The sequence below is a fragment of the Flavobacterium sp. B167r genome, from assembly GCF_056824315.1.
Window position 1 is genome coordinate 4,121,264 of sequence record NZ_CP124859.1, and the last position, 21,610, is coordinate 4,142,873.

The 21,610-nt window shown below is 36.9% G+C and carries 16 protein-coding genes; 9 read left to right on the forward strand and 7 right to left on the reverse strand.

Annotated elements, in window-relative coordinates; genetic code table 11:
* Positions 1-286 precede the first annotated feature (286 nt).
* The 4 genes from QLQ96_RS18370 to QLQ96_RS18385 are packed head-to-tail and all read right to left on the reverse strand — an operon-like array spanning position 287 to position 8,082.
* Complete coding sequence (locus QLQ96_RS18370) at positions 287-3,874, reverse strand: DUF8189 domain-containing protein (protein ID WP_482492363.1); 3,588 nt, start codon at positions 3,872-3,874, stop codon at positions 287-289.
* Entirely contained in the window at positions 3,864-4,751 is an 888-nt protein-coding gene (locus tag QLQ96_RS18375) for a hypothetical protein (RefSeq protein WP_482492364.1), read from the reverse strand. Before QLQ96_RS18375 ends, QLQ96_RS18370 begins: the two co-directional genes overlap by 11 nt.
* Positions 4,748-5,674 (reverse strand): hypothetical protein, encoded by a 927-nt coding sequence (locus QLQ96_RS18380; protein WP_482492366.1) that lies wholly within the window; start codon positions 5,672-5,674, stop codon positions 4,748-4,750. The genes QLQ96_RS18375 and QLQ96_RS18380 overlap by 4 nt, the downstream gene beginning before the upstream one ends.
* 50 nt (positions 5,675-5,724) lie before the next feature.
* The gene (locus tag QLQ96_RS18385) at positions 5,725-8,082 is read right to left on the reverse strand and encodes a hypothetical protein (protein ID WP_482492367.1); all 2,358 of its coding nucleotides are present in this window, start codon (positions 8,080-8,082) and stop codon (positions 5,725-5,727) included.
* A 954-nt stretch (positions 8,083-9,036) separates the two neighbouring features.
* On the opposite strand from QLQ96_RS18385, the gene QLQ96_RS18390 reads away from it, so the two are divergent.
* The 5 genes from QLQ96_RS18390 (at position 9,037) to QLQ96_RS18410 (ending at position 12,129) form a co-directional block, all read left to right on the forward strand.
* Entirely contained in the window at positions 9,037-9,324 is a 288-nt protein-coding gene (locus QLQ96_RS18390; protein WP_482492368.1) for a hypothetical protein, read from the forward strand.
* A 171-nt stretch (positions 9,325-9,495) separates the two neighbouring features.
* Entirely contained in the window at positions 9,496-9,666 is a 171-nt protein-coding gene (locus QLQ96_RS18395; protein WP_482492369.1) for a hypothetical protein, read from the forward strand.
* 532 nt (positions 9,667-10,198) lie between these two features.
* Entirely contained in the window at positions 10,199-10,855 is a 657-nt protein-coding gene (locus QLQ96_RS18400; protein WP_482492370.1) for a DUF6766 family protein, read from the forward strand.
* Positions 10,856-10,924: 69 nt separating this feature from the next.
* The gene (locus tag QLQ96_RS18405) at positions 10,925-11,680 is read left to right on the forward strand and encodes an SDR family oxidoreductase (protein WP_482492371.1); all 756 of its coding nucleotides are present in this window, start codon (positions 10,925-10,927) and stop codon (positions 11,678-11,680) included.
* Positions 11,681-11,829: 149 nt separating this feature from the next.
* On the forward strand, positions 11,830-12,129 hold the full coding sequence (locus QLQ96_RS18410) for a hypothetical protein (RefSeq protein ID WP_482492373.1): 300 nt from the start codon (positions 11,830-11,832) through the stop codon (positions 12,127-12,129).
* A gap of 59 nt (positions 12,130-12,188) precedes the next feature.
* Here QLQ96_RS18410 and QLQ96_RS18415 read toward each other — a convergent pair whose 3' ends face one another.
* Both QLQ96_RS18415 and QLQ96_RS18420 read right to left on the reverse strand, forming a co-directional pair.
* Entirely contained in the window at positions 12,189-13,328 is a 1,140-nt protein-coding gene (locus tag QLQ96_RS18415) for a Gfo/Idh/MocA family protein (RefSeq protein WP_482492374.1), read from the reverse strand.
* Positions 13,329-13,379: 51 nt separating this feature from the next.
* Positions 13,380-15,572, reverse strand: a complete 2,193-nt coding sequence (locus tag QLQ96_RS18420; protein WP_482492375.1) for a hypothetical protein — start codon at positions 15,570-15,572, stop codon at positions 13,380-13,382.
* 273 nt (positions 15,573-15,845) lie between these two features.
* Here QLQ96_RS18420 and QLQ96_RS18425 point away from each other — a divergent pair, with 273 nt between their 5' ends.
* Together QLQ96_RS18425 and QLQ96_RS18430 are read left to right on the forward strand one after the other, a co-directional pair.
* A complete protein-coding gene (locus tag QLQ96_RS18425; protein ID WP_482492376.1) occupies positions 15,846-16,268 on the forward strand; it encodes a hypothetical protein in 423 nt (140 codons plus the stop codon).
* Between the two features lie 115 nt (positions 16,269-16,383).
* A complete protein-coding gene (locus tag QLQ96_RS18430) occupies positions 16,384-17,364 on the forward strand; it encodes a hypothetical protein (protein WP_482492377.1) in 981 nt (326 codons plus the stop codon).
* A gap of 68 nt (positions 17,365-17,432) precedes the next feature.
* Here the strand turns inward: QLQ96_RS18430 and QLQ96_RS18435 are convergent, their stop codons facing one another.
* Entirely contained in the window at positions 17,433-17,678 is a 246-nt protein-coding gene (locus QLQ96_RS18435; protein ID WP_482492379.1) for a hypothetical protein, read from the reverse strand.
* Positions 17,679-17,900: 222 nt separating this feature from the next.
* Between QLQ96_RS18435 and QLQ96_RS18440 the strand changes: the two genes are divergently transcribed.
* Positions 17,901-18,152: a hypothetical protein gene (locus tag QLQ96_RS18440; protein ID WP_482492380.1), complete on the forward strand. Its 252-nt coding sequence runs from the start codon at positions 17,901-17,903 to the stop codon at positions 18,150-18,152.
* A 163-nt stretch (positions 18,153-18,315) separates the two neighbouring features.
* Positions 18,316-21,570 (forward strand): PAS domain-containing sensor histidine kinase, encoded by a 3,255-nt coding sequence (locus QLQ96_RS18445; RefSeq protein ID WP_482492381.1) that lies wholly within the window; start codon positions 18,316-18,318, stop codon positions 21,568-21,570.
* The last annotated feature ends 40 nt before the right edge of the window (positions 21,571-21,610 follow it).

Sequence of the window (21,610 nt, forward strand, 5' to 3'; positions counted from 1 at the left end):
ATACGTTTAAAACTAAAATTAGATATAAAATTTCCAAATAAAAAAAGCCTGAGAATCTGAATCCTCAGGCTTTTCATTTTTCCCCAGTACCCTTCATAGAATATGAATAACTTGATTTATATTAGTTTAGAATATCATTTTAAGATGCGAATACAAAAATTGCATAAAAATCTGCAATAATGTGGTTGAATAATTGGATTGCCTCCCACTATTAAATTGAGTTTAAGAGTATCTCAGAGATTTCCATTCAAACTAACTTTATCATTATTAGCTAAACAATAATTTTCTAAATAATCTCTTGAACAATATTATTTTCTAACAGAGCATCTTCTGCTTCTAATAGTGAAACATCGTCATCTGTAAGGTAAATAACTAATGATGAAGTATATCCTCCAAAGGTGAGTACTCCTAAAATTGCCTCAGGTATATAAAAAGTACCTGTGTTTAGTTCATTTAAAGACAAAAAACGTAATGTTTCACCGGGTATTGTTGCTGTAAGATTACGAGCTAATGTTTTGGGTTTCTTTTTTGAAGAAAGCACATATTCAACAACATATAATACACATCGAAGCGATCCCGCAATAGTCGATGAAAGCTCATTTACTTTAACAACAACAGTGGGTGGGAATTGTGGATTCTTCTTTTTAACAGCATAAACTACTACCCCTTTCACCACACTAACTACTGTAGCTAAATAACCAACATTAGAACTTGCTTCTCCATTAGCAACATCGCTTTTACCGCATAATAATTTACCTGGGTCTACTTCTACGATCCAAGGATTTGTAAATGCGGCAGCTGTTATACCTGCTCCAAGCGATACATACCCCAAAACATCATTAACCTGATTCGTAGAAGAAGCTATGGATGTACCGATATCTGACCATATTTTTACAAACATACTCACCGCAAAACCTGTCTTGAATAAATTTACCACTAAAGGATCAACAGTTTGCACAGCATTCCTCATTAAAATAGCTTCTTTTGAATTATCAATTCCAGATCGGCTTTTTAAATAGGCCAAATTGTAGGTGTTTTTAAAAGCAGTTACTGAATCATCAGTAGGAAAAGGCGCTTGTTTGTACACTACTTTAAACAATACACAAGTAGGAATTGCAATAAGATATGAAATAAGGTCTATAATACTGAAAGAAAGATCATGCCCTGTTATGAATTTAAAAATGTCGGACACTATAGGAATTCTCCATGTGGTATTTAACAAATCTTTAAAAGCTTCAATTAATAGTTTTACCACATCAAGAATAGTTCTCACCACACCTGCTCCAAAATCAATCAAGAACATGGCTACACTTTCTCCTATTTTAAGTAGCCCGCTGAGTACTAACTGCAAGGCTTGACTTGGGTTTTCTTTTATATTAGAAAAATACCCCAGCGCTTCATCAAATGCTTGTTTACCATCACCAAATTCGAAATTTTCAGAAAGAGCTTTCATTTGATCAAGCAAATCCATTATTGGACTGTTATCTTCAATAAAGAATTTAAATTCATTGACCGATGAGGCGTCATTATAATTTTCTTTTACCGAATTGAGCAAGATATTATGATCCAGTGCATGTTCTTTTTCTGGATCGCTCTTTTTGTATTGGTCTCCATAATTACCAAGTGTTGAACCAGTTCCGAGCTCATTAATATAATGATCTACAGCTTCTTTAAGAGTGTCCTTTAATTCGTGTATCCAGGTATCAAAAACACCCTTGACGTGATCAGTTGCAACAACCGAAAAATCAAGTATTGTATTGATATTAAACTTTACAATGTCTGCTGTTCTGCGTATGTCTTCCCATTCAAAAAGGAAGCCAAGCCATTCAAACAATTGTTCAACCTTTACTTTAAGCCAGTTCCATACTCCTTCTACAAAATCAAAGGCTTGCTGCACAAATTCTATTACGGTTTCAAAGACTTTTGTAATACCATCAATTATAAATTCAAAGGCTACTTTTATAACTTCACCTACAGAAACTATGATACGTTTAATCGTACTTACAACAGAACCTACACCTTCTTTAATGGCATTCCAGAAATCTCCCCAATCAATTCCGAGAAATCCTAAAGCATTAAAATTACTCTGTCTGTATAACGATACTTCTTCAAAAGTTAACGTTTTATATGTGGGAAATCCACCTCCAAAATCAATTTCCCAATGCTGTTGATTGACATTAGCCATATTAATGTTTGGAGACCATTTACCAAGTTTGCCTTTTGATTGGTATACAAAATTTTGTTTCCCTGTATTTTGCCCAGTTAGTGACATTGAACTTGTCATAATCTTTGCAATACTTTCGGCATTTTCTCGTGTTCGATCTTTTTCTGCAAGTAAATAATTGCCATTTTTATCTTTAGCATTCAATACACCATCTGTAGTTGTAAGTTTAATTTTTTCCTGCAGTTGGGCATTGGGTTCTACCTGTATGGGCATAGCACCTGTAAATTCAGTTTCGATAAAAATACTTGCTGCCGCTAAGCTATTTGCGCGCTGGTTGATTACTAATTTACCAGTGGTATCTGTTTTTACCTTAATTTTTCCCACTAAACTTGCCTGATAAGAAAGTCCATTGATGGATAAATTAGTGAGAAATGAAGCAGAAAGTCCAACTTCTGCATTGGGCTGCGGTACTCCATCATTATCAAGTACTGTAATTTCGAGCGCATGAGTAGGTACACTTACAACATTCTGGCTAGTTTTTTCGATTTCAATAGGCGTACTAAACCATTGAGAGGTTTCGGGATTTTGCCAAAAACGCAATACCAAATTGTCATTAGTTACGGTATATGCTTCTGAATAACCAGTATAACTCTTTGCCAATGTAAAAATAGAATTACCGACTCCATTACCCAAAGGAAAGAATTCTGCCCAAGTTTGTTTGGCAGTAGAATTAGTCAATTGATAGGTATGATAAAGTTTTCCGTCTTCTCCGATAGCAAACACTTCTAGGAAATTGTCCAATCTGATATTTGCAAATACACGTTTTAGTTTAACTGTTCCAAAGGCAGTAGCACTATTGGCAACTTTCTGCCAGTCATCAAAATCAATTTTGAAATTTGTCGAGTATTTCTTCTGACGTTTTACCCATAATATGCCTGTGTCCTTTTCAATCCCAAAAATATTAAGCAATTTATTTTCATCAAGTACTACAGATAAATCGATTACTTTCTTTCCGGCCAGATCGCGCATTTTTGTAAATGTAAAACTATCTTCAGCAAAAAGTACATGATCTTCAAATTTGTCTTCTTTACCAATAGCAAATAATGAAGATTGCACTTGACTGTTAGAACACATCGCAATTGATTTGACTTTAGCCTCATTTCCATTAGGATCTAAGACTTTTACCCAGCGTTCAGATTTCCATTTTAAATCAGTAGGCGAAAAGAAATTACTGGCTAACGTATCATCGTTAAGCAACACATTCGCATAAATATTTCCTGTAACGCCGCGTAAGCTTAAAAACTGTCTAATTTTTTCTGAAGCTTGAGAAGGCTGAAATACTTTTTGAGAATACGCTCCCGAAAATGATGCCAATGCAAGCTGCCCTGTACTATTAACTCCTAGAATAGAAGGATTTGCATTATCTCCTTTAATAGCTTGAAATAATGAAAGCTGTTCTAAATTTACTTTTAAATCTTCCAATAAATAGGGTGCCTGAGCATTATTTTTGGGTCTGAGACGATAAACTCTAAGATCTGTACCAACAGAATAGAGGTCAATTAGTTTATCATCATTCATAAACGCATGAATATCTGATCCTCCTGAAACAGGTTCAAGTTTCACAAGCGTTTCCATATAATTGCTGCTTGCCTTTAATACAGGCTTTTCTTTAATCTCATCTGTAATAAGTATATTTTTTTCAGTAATCATGATTAGATTCTTTAAAATGAATATTTTTTTGAAGTAAAATTGTTGGGGAATTAGCCAATTCAATAGAGCGGGCTATTTGAAGTGCTTTACTAAACCATAAGGGTTGTCCCCAGTCGTTGCAACATACCGGACGAATAACATTGTCCGTTCTGTGTGATTCAAAATATTGAAAAACATCAAGTTCGTTAGCCATCTCTACGACTCCAAAATTCGCAGCTCTTCTTATAGCTTCATACACTTCGCACGGGTGTGCGTAAAAAGGAGCGAGATGCCTCATGTGCAAAGGATCAAGATTTGTCAATCTAAAACCAAGCATAACTGATTCAAGCGCTTTACGATAAACATCTGTTTTTGTGCGTCCTAAATAGGCGTATAAAGCCAAAACATTTAGGTTTACACAACAATCGATAGGATTATCATGGTTATCACTAATCCACGTTTTGAATGTACCCGGTCTGACCCAAGCAGGATGTGCGTTGGTATATAACAACCTATTTTTTTCGAATACGTCTACTAAAATACTGTTAGCCCATTCTTTATCTCTTCTGCCAAAATATACCAGTGCCAATATTGATAACGCTGAATCATCTAAATCACCATGCAACGAAATATTAAGTTTTGCAGAGGATAATTTTTCAGGATAAAATCTAAAAATGCCTGAGTTGGGTTTTTCTTCACAGTTTTCAATAAAATCAAGTGCACGATTAATCGCATTTGTTACCTCGGTTTTTTTTTCCAGTCGAAATAATTCGAAAATCACCAGTACTGTAATGAACACATTTTCATCTTCGATAATTAGATTTCCCCTCATCATTACTTCCGACGAAAATGCACCATTTACAGTCTGTCTGTCTAAAAGATCAGATAATAGATTCATAAGAGTCCAACATCAACTGGACTTATCCCAGTAGTAAAATGAAGTTCTCCTTTTGTTCCTGCGACTACTCCTACCATACCATGAAAAGTATTAAGATCAGTATCACCATTTGCTTCTTCGGATAATTTACTATATAAAGCCATGTCCCAATTGTGTCTTTGCCCAATTCGCATTACATGCTTCCTTACGTTTTTATCAGAACCAATTGCAGAACTAGCAAAAGAATAAAAGGTTACGGTTTCCATTTTCTTGTCGCTTGACCATGCCATACTGAAACCAAGACTGCTCCAATCTAATGAACCGCTAAGGTTGCTCTCACAAAATTCTTCCAGCATTCCGAAAATTTCTTGAGTCCTATCTGGAAAACCGAAATAAGCTAACAGCCATTTCATGAAAGGACGGTCTAGCTTTGCAAGTTTAAAATAGATTTCAACTCCTCCTTTATCCATTGGCAAACCCAGCATAACGGGCTTTACTCCAAAATTTTTCAGAAGATCATATGATAGCTTTAAAGCATCAAAAAAGTCTGGTTTACAAGTATCGGCAACCTCTAGATATAATTTAGTGTTTACCTTATCCTCTCCTTCTCTGACTCCTAACCATGCTCCATATCTTAGCATTTTTTCTTCTTGCTGCTGCAAAAGATCGTTGTATATGTCTTGTTGAAATGTATTCCCGAATGATCCTGCCAAATTTAATGAACGTAGTATACGCTCTTTTGCAGTTCTGTGCGGCAAAACATCTACAGTACATCTCACACTGTGTGAGGGCCAAACTATCGCATATTCAATAGGCACCCCCTTTGCAGTTAGACGGCTTTCAGCATTAAATGCAATTGTTGAATTAAATTCATTTGCTTCAAACAATTTTGACAACCAAGCAAGTAATTCTGGATAATTCTCTAAGAGCATAAGACTTTGCATGACAGCATTCCGTTTTAAGGCACCGCTGTGCAAAACACTTTCGGCAATCATTATTCTTCAGATTCAATAACTGTGCTCTGCCCTTTTTCTATTACTTCTCTTCTTGCCTTTTTTAATGTCAGATTGCTTTTAGCATCAAGTGTTACAAATGCCAATTGTGCTTTTGGAGAATCTCCATTGGGTGGCAAAGTATAAAGTAATTTGTCCATTTTTACATCCACAAGATAACGCTTTGTGCCATCATTTTGATTATAAGTAATGCCCATCCAATATTCAAATTTGGGATCTTCAGGTTTTCTGGTTACATTATAGATAAGACGTGGTTTTTTAGTGCTTGTAGTAGACAGAAGAGGATAGCTTTGTTTATTTACTTCTTTAGGATCTGCTAAGCTTTCCAATTTATTTGGATGCAGCACTTTTAGTATGCGATCATTAGACATTGAACCATTTTCAGTCTGAAATAAGGTTATCTCTACATTGGCAACACTTTTCCAGTCTACATTATTCCAATCAATCAGCAAAGACGCTTGTTCTCTATCAGTATAAATCGTAAAATTTGATTGATTAGCCTGAATAAGATAATCATTAATGTCAACCTCATAATCTTTATAAAGTAATGTTCCATTGAATCTGTAATAAGCTCCATCCGGGTTTTTTACAGCTCTAAAGTTCCATTTGTCGTCATCTATAATAAATGTTTTTGATTTAAAATCAACTTCCCAAGGTTCAAAACTTTTAAATAACTTAATTTCGCTGTTTTGAGTATCTATATATTCTGCATCCAGTAAAACTACATCTAATAATTCTTTTCCATCTTTGCGGGCATAAAGTGAAAAAGTAATATCCTGAAGTGGAAAATTAATTAATACTGTATTACTGTTATCAGCACCAAAATTTCTTACCGGATCAATAACCAATTGCGTACGATCACTCATAATGTAAGTAAGCTTGTAAACGTAGCTATTTTCAATAGGAAGCATATAATAACTATTAAAAGTAATTACTTCATCATTTGATTTAATTTCTTTTTGTTCGGTCTTATTGGCAACTCCTTCCGGTCTATTAAAATAAAAATCAATAATTAATCGTTCAACAGTGACACCTCCTTTTGAAATAAATTTAGGAATCTCTGTTGTAAATGGAACATTCGTTGCTGTAAATTTAATACTTTGTATACCGAGCATCGCAGGAGTAATACTAACAATCGTCAAGTTTGATTTTATAGATTCACTCTCATATTTTTTACCGTTTTTAAAATGTATCGTGTATTCATATTCATAATAAGGATTAAAATCATCTCCTTCAAAATTTCCTGGAACTTGATAGGTAAAGTTATTTTTACCTTCAGTTGGATTTAATGTTTCTGTAAGTGGTGCTACACTTGGGTAAAAAACCGTAATCTCTACTTTTTCGACTCCTTCTTTTAGATCGGAAGCCAAGCTTCCTATAAGATTGAAATTAACAACTAATTGTCTTAAATCTACCTCATGATATACTTTGTTCCAAGTACTATTATCAAACATAGGCAGATTATCACTGCTGTTTACAGACCATTCGATTACCTCATTTTCTTGATAATTTTGAGTAAATGAACCTGTAGATTCAACTGGATCCTGGCTTGTTGCTGCAGCATTGGCGACCGCTACAGAATCAGAAACCATTTTTTCTAATGTAGTCCATGCCCAATCTTGTACTCTAGCCTTTGTTTCGTCACTTACAGGTTCTACCGGATCGATTAATACACTTCCAGCGCCAGATTGTTTAAGGTTTTTCTTAACCTCGGCAAGTACCGTTTTTGTGTTTCCCCAAGTATCTTTTTCTGTTTTATAGGTACGCTGCCATTCTACAGCAATAGAAGCATTGTAACCCACTGATGCTCTTATACCCACTAACTTAGTAAGGCTTGTCATATCATACTGTATGCTGAAAGGAGAAACAGAACCTGATCCATCGTGGAAAGCATTTGTAAAAATAGTTACATCTTCGTCTTTTTTTAATAAAACAACAAATGAAACTCTGTTCTGTCCGTACATAGAAGGCACTGCGTTTATAATTTCTTCTTCTCCGTTTAATATGAATTTAAAAAAAGTATTAACACTGACCCAATCAAACTGTCCTTGCACGTATTCTCCTTTTCCCTCTCTTTGGAGAGCATCCTTTACAGCATTCAATGCGTCTTGCGGTACGTAAAGCTCAACATCAAAAGTACAAACGCCGTTAATTCCTCCTTTGTTCGATTTATACTTTGTCAAAGAAAAAACGGGTACATCATTATCAGTAGCTTTCACTAAATGAGGTATTGGAACAATATAATATTTTTTTAAACTGTCATCAAAATCAAAATAAACAGTAATGTTTTTATTGCCATTGTCAAAGGTGACGATCTGGCTGTTTCTAATATTAATCATAATTGAAATAGTTTTTGGAAGGTTGATAAAATAATTAAGGTTTTGTTTTTCAATTGCTTAAAATAATAATCAAAATGTTCTTTTTTTTAAAGTGAATATGCTTCAAATTTTAGTAATTGATAATAGATTTTGGGATGGCCAGTCCTAATTGACATTGTAGTGATCTTACATTTACTTGTTAAAATTTAACAATTAAAAAACAGCAATCAAAATAACAACTATTTGAAATAAAACACAATAGGTATAATTACCTGTTTATTATCTTACAAAAAAAGTATTTAATTTTAGAAATACCACTGACAAAACACGAAATATTTTTTATCATTCCCTCAACATCTCTTAACTCAGTGCAAATCTTAATACGTTAAATGGAACCGTAATTTTCTACTTGTGATGTCTAAACAAAACATAAAAAAACCCTTGATTTAAGAAATGATCTCAATCAAAGGTTTGCCCTTATGAGCTAAAAATTCTAACCCTTTTACATTTCAGAAAATTTGAAGAATAGGCCTCTTCTGCCACAAATAGTTAAGGCAGTGCATATTTTATAAATTTGCATTAGCCGCTGGAAAGGAAGAGATATTAATGCTTTCATCTAATTGACTACTGATTTAAACATCTGCCATTTACATTTTGATTTTTTGGATACCTTATTTTATGATATCAAATTCCTCCAATAAACATATTCAATAGTATAATTTCTGTTTTATTGACATGACTTAGAAAAATAGGTGCCAGAGTAATTGATAATACTAAGAAGTAATATTTTTTCATGTTGGGATTTGCAGAATGTAGCCTTCGCGGTATGGGTCAAGAAGTTGCCATAAATCATTTTATCTGGCAGGTCTTGAAACTGGATTATAAACTTGAAAATAAAAAACTGCCGTTAGCTTTTACAGCCTCCTGCAAACCAAAAAAGCCATATCATCGTATATTTTAATAAAGTCTAATATCATGGATACGATGCCTACCCTTTTCATAAAAATTCTCGAATTGCTATCGGCACGGTACAGCGGAAGCATGTCTTTGGAAGAACTGGCCATCCGCGCAGGTTCTGACCTGAATATTAAAGATTTCTTCGGCGGGCATGTTTCCCTTGCAAATAGAAATCAGGCGGCTATGCTGGAAGCGCTGATGCAGATGCACAATGAAGGGCTTGTGTTTTTAAACTGCATTACCGATGAGAGTTTTATCACTTTAAAAGGACTTCTGGCCATAGACAGCAAAGTCTACTGCAATTAGTTTTTCACAAATCCCCATACTGTTCATTTTTAACCTCTTAAAGCATATAGTCCCAATAATCAAATCTTATAGCTGGCCAAAACCACAATAAAACATAAGAAAGAAAGAAAGAAAGAAAGAAAAACCATTGCAATAAAAAAAGAGCCAAAATGTTAAATTAATTATAGAAACATGTTAAACAAGCAGGGATTTAATGGCAATCTAGGAGAAACAAGAACCGCCGCGCTATTGGCAAAGGATTTTTTAGTTTCAACCATATCAGTTGGCATTGCAGGAGCAGATTTCATCGTAGAAATAATGCCTTCCAGTTTGGATGAAATTCAGGAATCCAAAAAAAAATAACCTGTAAAGGCATAATCCAAGCTAAATACTCTGAATATAGCAACGAAGTAAAAATCGCCCGGCACTATGTCGAAGACATGGAAGGTGCGAAAACTGATTTCTTCGCGCTGATACATACTGACGATATTGATGAGATAGCTCATGTATACTTTTTACGGCTTATGAAATTCAAAAAGAATTTGCCCTTCGAACGGACGAAAACAAGGATTATTACCGCTGGTTTGCCGTTAATGCTCTGCCTCTCAAGGACACGGAAGGCAATGTGGCCAAAATGTATGGCTCAGCCACGGACATCCATAACCGGATAGAATCGGAAGAGGCGTTGCGCCAAAGTGAAGAAAAATACCGCAGCCTATATCAATCAAAACTTTAAAAAGAACCATATCTAAAAAAGCAGAGCGGAATTTTAAGCAGATCCATGCCAAGAGGATAACTTTCAGTGCAAAAACTATAAACTTCATCCATAATTTTGTAAAATACGCATCTCCTTATATTTGATATTTGCTTTAAACATTCAAATTTAGAGCTATTCATGAAAAGGTATTTAAAAAACAATGGATTATCAATCTGCTTTGCTGTACTGTTTGTCGGATCACTTATTGGGCAGGTCTTCTTAGGCCTAAAGGAGCATAACAAAGAGCTCGTAGAGGAAGGCGCCACAATCATTACACTGGGCAGCTATCTAAATTCGGGACATTTTCTGCAATCCACTTTTGAAAATTGGGAAAGCGAATTCCTTCAGATGGCACTATTTGTAGTCTTTACCATTTTTTTACGACAGAGGGGCTCTTCGGAATCAAAAAAAGTGGATGAGACTGAAGAAGTCGACAGAGAACCCGATCCAGCAAGAAAAGATGCTCCAGCCGCGGTAAAAAAAGGCGGTTTCACGTTAAAAATTTATAAACACTCACTTACCATCTCACTGTTATTTTTATTTCTCATTTCATTTGTCATGCATTTCTACGGAAGTCTTAAAGATGAAAATGAAAAGCATATTCTGAAGGGGGAACCATTAGAAAATGTGTGGTATTATATTGGAAATTCAAGATTCTGGTTTGAGTCGTTTCAGAACTGGCAGAGCGAGTTTCTGTCCATCTTTGCCATTATAATGCTTTCTATCTACCTGCGCCAGATCGGATCTTCCCAATCAAAGCCTGTCGATGCTCCCAATATGGAAACAGGCAGTTAATTGCCACAATATCAATCTACCGAGAATCTTTATACTTAATTCTTTACATTTTTTTTAAAATTAATAAATATGGTAAATCTATCTAATTACTTCGGACAAAATATTGAACAAAAACGTATTGTAATAACAGGAGGCACTACTGGAATAGGAAGGGCTACGGCTGAATTGCTGGCTTCGTTGGGTGGTCATGTCTTTATTTTTGGAAGGGATTTCGATGACTTTGACCATGCTTACGAAACTATCAAAGCAGCGGCACAAGGAAAGGTATACGGTGTAACCGCTGATATCGCCTATACGGATAATGTCGAAATGATCTGGAAAGAAATAGATAAAACACTCGGCGGCGTAGATATTCTTATTAATAATGCGGCAGTTCCCGCAGACGGCATTATGGAAGAGGACAATGAAAACATCAGATATATTGTGGATACCAATATATTAGGTTATATGTCGTTTGCCAAAGAGGCAGCCTCAAGAATGAGAGTACAAAATTCTGGACACATTATCAATATAGGATCAATGAGTGCGGAAACACGCGAAGAAACCGGTACTGTTTATGTCGCTACCAAATCTGCTATTCGTGGATTTACAGCAGCGCTACGTAAAGAAATAAATAGCCACGGAATAAAAGTCTCTCTTATAGAACCTGGAGCAGTAACCAGCGATATGCAGCCTGCTCCGAAAGAACAGCAAAGGGAAAAGGTTCAAAAACTTGAAATGCTTGAAGCAGAAGACATTGCCGCAAGCATTGTATTTTGTCTGTCCCAACCCCAACGCTGTGATATTGTCACTATGCAGGTAAGACCGCATCTACAGATTATTTAGATATCCTATAACCCTAATAAACTAAAAGTCTTTTATATCTAAATTGTTTTTATTGTATAAACCTAGATTTCAATTATATAAATATTTTATAGATAAAGTGATTATTTTTAAGCAATAAACGAACTAAAAAACGATAAATTATTTACATTATGGAAAACTTAATTAACCAAGAGAATCTGGAAGATATAAGAACTTTTATTGAATCAAAAATTGAAGATGTGCCGGGGAGTTATATTCTAATAGGTGCTGTCGGTTCTCTGTTGCTTTCTTCTTATCTGAATAATAATGGATATGAGCAAGCTGGATCAATTATTGGCAAACTGGCTATACCGATTGCCGGTATTGGACTAGCTAAATACAAAGAAATATTGGCCGAGACTGCACAAAAAATCAAAGAAAAAGTAGATGATATTTTACCTGAACAGCAATCGCAAAGCCTTACAAACTAAAATATATTATTTTGCAAAAAGAAAAGTTCTGTCGAAAGCAGAACTTTTTTATTTGGATATTATTTTTTAGAGGCGAGAAGCGCGGTTTTTAATGCTTCTACTCCATCTTCAATAGTGATTTTAAGTTTATGATTTCGGTCTTCTATTTTAGAGATAATATCCAAAATAATGTCTTGTACACATTTTCCATATACTTCCCCCTTGGTTTGCGGTATTTCAAAAGCTCCTGTTATCAAATGTTCTGCGTGATATGAGATTCCGCCAACTTTAACAAGACCTGATTCTAAAGATGGTTTTCCCCCATTAGCGCCCCATCCTTCTGGTCTTGATTCGTCATTGCCACAACCTATTACATCCGCCGAAATTTCATTCCAACCTGGAAGATTCCCAAAAGCTTCTCTGCTCTTTGCATTGACAAGCGCTTTTACAGTTCCCTTCATCGGCATCCAGCCTTCAACTTCAAATCTCGCCAAATCATATGCAAGCTGAAGTGTAGTTTTCTCAAAATAGCCCGGTCCAGAAAAAGCATGATAATACTCTGCAATAAGTCCTTGATTATATATTACCATCGCAGCCATACGATCGCGCTGTTTTTCATTTCGCATATTCGAACAGCCATATACCTCAGTATATTTTTGTCCGCTGAGAGCACTTACTATATCAAAAAAGTGAACTCCGTGTTCTACCATAATGCCTCCTGAAATTTTTTCGTTCCAGAACCAGTGTTCAGGCGGTAGTGATTCATCCTGCGCATAATTGTGTACGGCTGCGTGACGCAGTTTACCAAGAGCACCTGTATTTCCTAAAGTTATTATCTCATTTATAATGGGATTGTAACGTATCATATGATCCACGGTGATTACTTTTCCCGTTTCGGTTTGTACTTGAAGTATGCGTTCTGCATCTTCCAATGTCAGCGCTGCAGGTTTTTCGAGGAGCACATGTTTACCCGCTTTCATAGCGGCGCAGGCCATATCGGCATGCAGCGCTGGAGGTGTAACAATGCTTACGATATCAATTTGAGGATCTTTAAGAAGGTCTTCCCATTTATCATGAAGCGTGAATGTTAGATTTTCCTCAGGACTGCCTGCAGGATCTGCTACAGCCACAACTTCAATCTGATCCAATTTTTCCCACCAATGATGCAGGAACTTTCCGAATCCGCCGTAGCCAATTAAACCAACTTTATATTTTTTCATAGCTATTCTTTTAAACCCTTTCGGGTTGATATTTTAATTAATTTGATTATTCTACCAACTTATACGCAAAATCGAATCTCCCAGTATTTGATATTCATTATCCGTATTGGCTTTTATTTCTACATAACTGGATTTATCTTTCATTTCTACTTTTATTTTCGACATTACCGTCTTTGTGAGTCCGTTAAATTTTAGTAATGCCGTAAATTGTTTACTTCCTAATACGTGGAAAGTGAGGCGTTTTTCGCCGAAACGAAACTTCGCTGCTGGATAATTGATAAACCCCGTAGCATTGAACTCTTTTAAGTTAAAATATTGTCTGGGAACTATTCCGAAGGCTAGTCCTGCTCCGTAGACTTCCTGGCCAACCTCGCCAGATTTCTCCCATCCATCGTGAATATCTTCTACAGGAACCCATAATTCTTTTTGGATTTCTCCGGTTTTAATTTCTTCTGCAATCATTTCTTCTGGAAGCAAAGGCGGATAATAATACGCCAGTCTGGCAGTCGCATATTTAATGAACTCCGGAATTAATACTTTCAATCCAGGAAGTATCTCAATGCCATCTGTAACCTCCATATAGTGATGCAGCGCTGCATAAACTTCAAATTCTTCATAGGCCGCAGTATAAGGCGCATCGTTTAGTGGAAAAACAGAAAAAAAGTTTGGAAAATTTTTACCATATCCATAGTCGCAGTTCCAAAGCTGGACATTTTTAAATATTCCTGCCAAACAGCTATAACTTAGCTTAAGAAACTTTTCATCATTAGTTTCACGATAGAGCTCTACTAATGCTCCGGCAGTAAAAGCAGTATTGTTTGCCTGATAGAAAATATCAAATCCGAGGCCTTCCAGACTTTTTAACGCACGAAGAGCTTCATTCAGAAAACGTTTTTCACCGGTCAGTTTATAGGCCATCAGCATCACATGGGCATAGGAGCCAGGCACATCTTTTTCTCCACCTTTCCCTGGCGCTGTTTCTTCCTTTATGACTTCGTAAGTAGTCATTTTATAGAAAACCGGCCAATCATAATCAAAATGTTTTGCAGTTTGAACCGCATAATCTACGGAATCCAGGAACAATTTTTCTGCAATTTTATCGCCTCTCAATGCCAAGCGGGCAAGATTCAATAAAGGATGATGCAGATACCAGGAATCCATCACCATGTCCTGTTTCTGTTCTTCAGATTTATCGAGCTGATCCACTAAAGCGGGATGCCATCTTACAATGCTTTTAATTCGTTCATCGTAAAAATCCTCCAACCCGATATTCAAATCATCAAAAAGCGGATGGGAGCTTTCTGACCATACTAAATACTCGTGAAGCGGCAATTTGACTGCTAATTGCACCATTATTTCGGCAGGCGTTTTGTAGTCGCATACATAGGCGTTTAGAAATGGCGAACTGTTTGCCATCGTCCAGCATCCTTTATTTAAATAGAGCTGGTCTTGAACTTTTTCTGCTATCGCTTTCCAGTCCTGATATTTTACCTCTGGTCTGGTTATATGCGGATAAATAGCACTTAGATGACTTAAAAATCGAGAAGTCATTTCACTTTCCTCTTTTATGACATTTTCTTCCAGCAGTACAAAGGCATCAGAAATGGTAAATTCCACACCTGCGGGAATTGGCTTTTCACCATTTACTGGAAATTCAAATCCTATTTCTGGCCAGCTCCCTCCTACAGTTTCTGCCAATGAAGTTTCAGATGCTTCACAATAGTCGGACATGGCGCTAAGATTCTGAAAATAAAAAACGGAGCCGTTTTCGGGTCTTGTCATACTAAAATAGATATGCCCAGAACGAGCTCCAACCTGATGAGAATGAATTACTCCCGAAGTATTTTCGACTCTTCCATCTGCCGTCAATGGCACTATGTCTCGTGGCCAAAAAGGTATTAAAAGAGGAAAGGAAGCTTTAAATGAAGTGGTATAACGGAACACAGCAGGTTCTGTTTCCGGAAAGGAAACGGTAACCTTATAAATTGCTAATCTCGTAGAAGCTTCAATTATTAAATTATTTTCCTCTTTAACGACTTCTGCCTTGTTAAACACACTGTTCATCCCAAAAGCAAGCCTGAAAGCAATTCTCCCGGCCTCGGGCCACTGGACTGTAAGCCAAAGAGAGTCTCCTGCATTATAAATTTGAAGCTGGTATTGCGCTAAAGAAATTTCATCGAGCAATTCAGCATTAACAATGTCAGCCTGTACAGTGGCTGTCCACGGAGTGACTGGATGCAGCATAAATAATCATTTAAATTAAACAATCAAATTTGTCATTTATACCAAATCACTGCTTACACATTAAATAATAAATATTATATAATTTAATTGATTCGGAAAGTATTTCCTCACTCAGTCAGCTGACATAGATCAATGGCAATTATACAACCCTTCAGTCAAACTTTATAAAAACGAATAAATTTCAAAAAATAAATTTGGAAAACATTGCCTTTATAGAGCTTCATCAAAAATTAAAACATAATACATTATAATACAAATATGGAAATTGTACTTATGATCGTGATAGCCACCATCGCCGCAACATCATTAATGACGTTATTTAGTTATGCTGTTTCAGCAGCAGCAAGAGAAGTTTATAAAGAGCCTTTACTTCTCACGTATGTGCTCCATTTTCTTCATGTTGAAACGTCTCGTCCAACTAAATCAATTTTAGCTTGGGCACTTCATTATTTTATTGGACTGCTTTTCGTAATAGGATATTACCTATTTTGGAATCACGGAATTATGGAAGTTTCCTGGCGGTCTACTTTCATTCTAGGCACCTGCATTGGCATAATAGGAATTCTTGGATGGATGTTTTTATTCAACCTGATTCCCCAAAAACTTTCAATAAATTATAAAGCTTATTACCTCCAACTCTTTATCGCTCATATTATATTTTCCATTACAGTATTTATAGTTTATTCAGTGTTTTAATAAACTAAATTAGCTGGATTGAAATTATAAAAGTTCTTCAAACAATTATGTAAGGGCAGCGTTTTTGCAAATGTAAAATTTGCAGCATGTTTCACACCTATAAGTCGTCTTTGTTATGTCTTTAAAAAATCGGTCAATATTTTTATTACTTTTTATTGCGATGTTTTTTTGCTCCTTTCCTGTAACCTACGCGCAGCTAAAACAATATAGCCCAAAAGTATCAACGGCGGTAGAAACATATGCTTTTCTTAGAGGACAGGATGCAGCGATCAGAGAGGTCTCAAAGCAATTTCCAAATCTTGAAAATGATGCAGAGGCTGTTAAAATGAGCCTAAAATTTTCTTTTGGACGAGCGGAAGAAAATATCGTGCAGTTCCTTAAAGAGGAACTAAATGATTCCCACTTCAAATTACTGCAAAAACAAATTGATTCTCTATTACAGCAGCAATTTAAAAATCCGATAGAAAAAGAACAATATGCACGGGATTTCCTAGCAAAAGCAAATCAGCGTTTACACTCAATGAGTGACACCATAATGCATAAGCGAATTATATCTTTTATCTACCACAATGCTCCTCATGAGGAAATCAAAGATGGATACTTAAATTTTTTTGAAACTGAAAATCATCCAAAAGCCCAACTGGCCGATATTAAAATTCCCATTCCAAAAAGCTGGGTTGCCGAAGAAGCTGCAAATCCGCAAACCATCCAGCAGTTTACAAGCTGCAACGGTACTGGAATCGAAAAATTAGTAATAACAGCCTATGATCTTCCTGAATCAAGGCACAATGTCATTCTCACCAAAAGTAGTGTCAGCGAAATGCTGTCTCCGCAGAGCAACCTCATACGAAGTGAAGCTGTTGCGATAGACGGAATTCCAGCAATGATGATTGAAGTTGAAGAAAGCTTTATCAGTGATGCGACTGCAATGAAGATACGCATGCTCCAATTTATGTTTGTACTGGATAAAAGATTATACTGCATACAGGGAAGCGTTGGTCCGGTCCAATCCAACAGAAATCTAGAAATGCATCTTAAGAAATATGAGCCTATGTTCAGACTAGTTGCTGCGAATACAGAAATAGACACTGACTAAACCTTTATAATTCTCAACTGGAGAATTATAAGATCAAAACACGTTACGGCCGATTTCCAATTATTCTACTATTTAAGAGAAATAGTTTCAGAAAGATTTTCTGCATCAATAAATGCCGCAATATACTGCTGGACTGCATTGAGGTTTTCGGACGCAGTTTCAAACGTATTGATATGAAAATCCTCATCCTTGTCTACTATGTGGATGATTTCTGTCCACCCTTTTGATATTAGACTTCCCTTTAATTTAATAAAAGTGAGCTGCTGTCGCGGATCCAAATCTTTTCTCACCTGTAATTGTATTGATTTTTCCATTTTAAAAAGATCTGCCCCTTAGAATTTAATAAATGTGTTTTTTCAAATTTAAAGCATAAAACTATTTAGATTATCTACAGGAATGTTAAAAATTTTATATCACACAAAATGAGAATTTAGAAATTTATAACAGAAATTTTATAACAGCTTCTTTCTTTTAAGATGCTATTTTCACCATAAATTCAGGATTATCGAAACTTTTACCACTCAAAGCAACTTTTTATGATGTCAAATAACCAGCCAGATGATTTTCAGCCAGATTTAAAACAAATTTCTTTTGAAGAAGAACTTCTTATCAATTATGACGATTATCTAAGGGCGCATAATTCCTATTCCATGAAAATGGAAAATCATTATGACTTGGAACTCGACGATCTCAATAAAGAATATGATGAAAATGATTGGGAAGAAGAAGAAGAAGAAGAAGAAAACAGCGATGGGGAAGTCTCCGATTCTGAAACCTTCTTAATGTAGATGCTATCAATTATTTGAAATCTAGCATCAAACCTCTCTTTTGAATAAATTTCAGCAAAACCAATAATTGGAGCGCTGCTCACACTAAATAAATAGTTTACATTTACTCAAAATCATTAACGCTTTTCTTCAGATCAGCTGCCACCCAGCCAAAAATACCATTTTGAATCTAGACATTACTAATTCCGATTATTATTTCCTTCAGAATGGAGGCGAATCTGCTCAGATTATTCACAATATAAACTGGAGTGAACATGCTCTTGGCTCTCCTTTGCACTGGCCCGAGAATTTGAAAAATACATTGGCAACGCTCCTTTCGTGCAAATTTCCGATGTTTCTCTGGTGGGGCGAGAATCTTACTCAGTTTTACAACGATTCTTATTTCCCCATCCTGGGAACAGCAAAGCACCCCCAAGCCCTTGGAGGTAAGGCTGTCGATTTTTGGCCGGAATGCTGGGATTTCATTCAGCCACTGATTAACAGGGTTCTAACCGATGGGGAAAGCATATGGTATGATGACCTCCTGATGCCGATTGAAAGAGACGGCATCATAAAAGACTGCTATTGGACTTTCAGCTATAGTCCGGTGCGCGACGACAATAGACAGATTAAAGGTGTATTGGTCATTGCCACGGAAACGACAGAGAAAGTACTAAATACGCAAAAAGTCAGCCAAAATAAAGAGGAGCTGGAATTTGCCATTAATGCCGCGGAGTTTGGAACTTTTGATCTTGATCCAAATACCCGCAGATTTTCAGCCAATGCCAGACTTAAGAATTGGTTCGGACTGAAATCCGATGACGAAATATTACTGACTCATGCCCTTGAAGCCATAGCAGAATACGATCGTCAGCGTGTAACGGAATCCATAAATAAAGCGCTCAACTATGATTCGGGAGGCCGTTATGACATTGAATATGATATAGTAGATCGCGATTCCAACAGCATCAGAAAAGTGCATGCGCTTGGAAAAGCATGGTTTGATAAAAACAATGCCGCATATCGTTTTAACGGAACAGTTCAGGATGTCACAGCGCAAAAAAAAGCGGAAGAGGAACTTTACAAGTCCCGTCAGCTTACAGATATGACCATCAAAAGCATGGGATTGGGAATCTTTAATGCAGATTATTCGGATAACAGCATCGACTATACACCAGAATTCAGCAGGCTTATCACCGGTAAGGAGCAGCCAAATCTTAGCAGAGAAGAGCTTTTACAGTACGTGCATCCTGATGACCTGCAGCAGCGTCTCGAGGTTATTAAAAAAGGCATTCAGAGCGGCAGTTTCTATTACACCCCTCGAGTCATCTGGGAAAATGGCAGCGTTCATAGAATTGCGGTTTCTGCATCCAGAATGCTAAACTCTCAGGGAAATGCAGCTGCATTCTCAGGAACCGTTGCCGATATCACAGAGCAGGAAAATAGCCGTATTGCACTGCAGCAGGCGGCCTCCGAGCTTGAAAAAACAAAACGGGAGGCAGACGCGCTTTTCAGAAATGTAACGGACAGCTCCCCTACCGGATTATGGCTTTCTGATGGGGAAGGAAGGATGACTTACTTCAATAAAACCCTCATTGAATTTACAGGCATGCCCTACGAATATCTGCTGGCCGGCAATTGGACCCATGCTATTGTGTCTGAAGACTACAATCGAGCAAAAGAATCCTATCTTGATTCTATTGCCGAAAAAAAACATTTTGACGTACTATTCAGGGCAAAAAAACATACAGGAGAGATTATCTGGTGCAGAGCTGCTGGAGATCCTTTTTATGACAGTGAAGGCCATTATACTGGCTATGCAGGATTCTGCATGGATATGGATGAAATCATATCCGGCAGGCAGGCTGTTACCGAAAGCCAGCATAAAGTCACATCTATGGTCGAGCAGTCTCCTGTTGGGATCTGCCTTTTCACCGGTGATGAGATGAAAATTGAAATCGCCAACGATATCATGATAGGCTACTGGGGCAAGGACAGAAGAGTTCTCGGACTTCCAATGGAGGAAGCCGTTCCCGAACTCAAAGGACAGCCTTTTATGGAAATCCTTAGAGAGGTCTACCGGACGGGAGAAACTTATTATGGGCGTGCCATGCCCGCAGAACTCATGGTGGATGGCGAACTTTCCACCTATTATTTTGAATTTACCTACACGCCCATACGGGATTCAAAAGGAGAAATTTACGGCATCATGGATATTGCTATAGATGTCACGCATCAGGTAACGGCTTCTAAAAAATTAGAACAAACCAGACAGGCCCTCTCGGGAGCTATTGAGCTGGCTGAACTGGCCACTTGGAATCTAAAGGCATCCGACGGAACCATTTCTTGTTCGGATCGTTTTAAGGAATGGCTTGGACTCCCTTTCAATACGGGCAGCAGCGAAATTTTTATGGAATGCATAGAAGATCCATACAGGCAAAAAATTAATTTATCTCTTAGTGAAGCGCTTAGCAGTTCTTCGGAAGATTTCTATGATTATGAATTTCCAATCCTGAATAAAATTACCGGTCAGCAGCGCATCATTCATGCCAATGCGCAGGTCTTGTATTCCAAAGACGGCCAGCGAGAAGGCATAAGCGGAACGGCACAGGATGTCACCAAAGAAAGACAGCTGCAGCAGGAACTCCAGTTTAAAGTAAAAGAACGAACAGCAGAACTGCATGCCGCAAATACAGAATTGGAATCCAGCAACCGCGAACTATCCCAGTTTGCGTACATTGCCTCACATGATCTTCAGGAACCAGTTCGAAAAATCAGCGTTTTTACCGATATGCTGAAAAGCAATCTGGATAAGAATCCGGAAAAAGTAAATCTGTATCTCGACAAAATAACCAGTTCTGCCAAAAGAATGGAAAATCTCATCAAGGATGTGCTGCAGTTTTCCAGACTTTCAGATGCCTCCCATAATTTTGAATCTGTAGACCTCAACACGATTGTTTTAGAAATTCTGGCTGATTTTGATCTGATAATCGAACAGAAAAATGCTGTAATAGCAAGTGATGTCCTGCCAGAAATACAGGCTATCCCGCTTCAGATGACTCAGCTTTTCGGAAATCTGATCTCCAATGCGCTGAAATATAGCAGACCCGATTCTGCACCGCATATAGCTATTAAATCTGGTCTGCTATCGCAAAGTGAAAAAGAAGATGCATTTCTTGACCGGGATCGGAATTACATAAAAATAGACATCATTGACAATGGAATTGGTTTTTCACAGCAGTATGCCGAACAGATTTTCAATATCTTCCAGAGGCTTCACGGCAATGAACAGTTTGCTGGAACGGGAATAGGACTGGCTATGTGCAAAAAAATACTTCAAAACCATTATGGGACTATTAGCGCCCGTTCAGAAGAGGGCGCCGGTTCAATATTTGCCATAATTTTGCCGGAGTCACAGGAAAAAAAAGGGGTCTACTAAATTATAATGTAAAAAGTGTATATTTACATACGTTTTACCT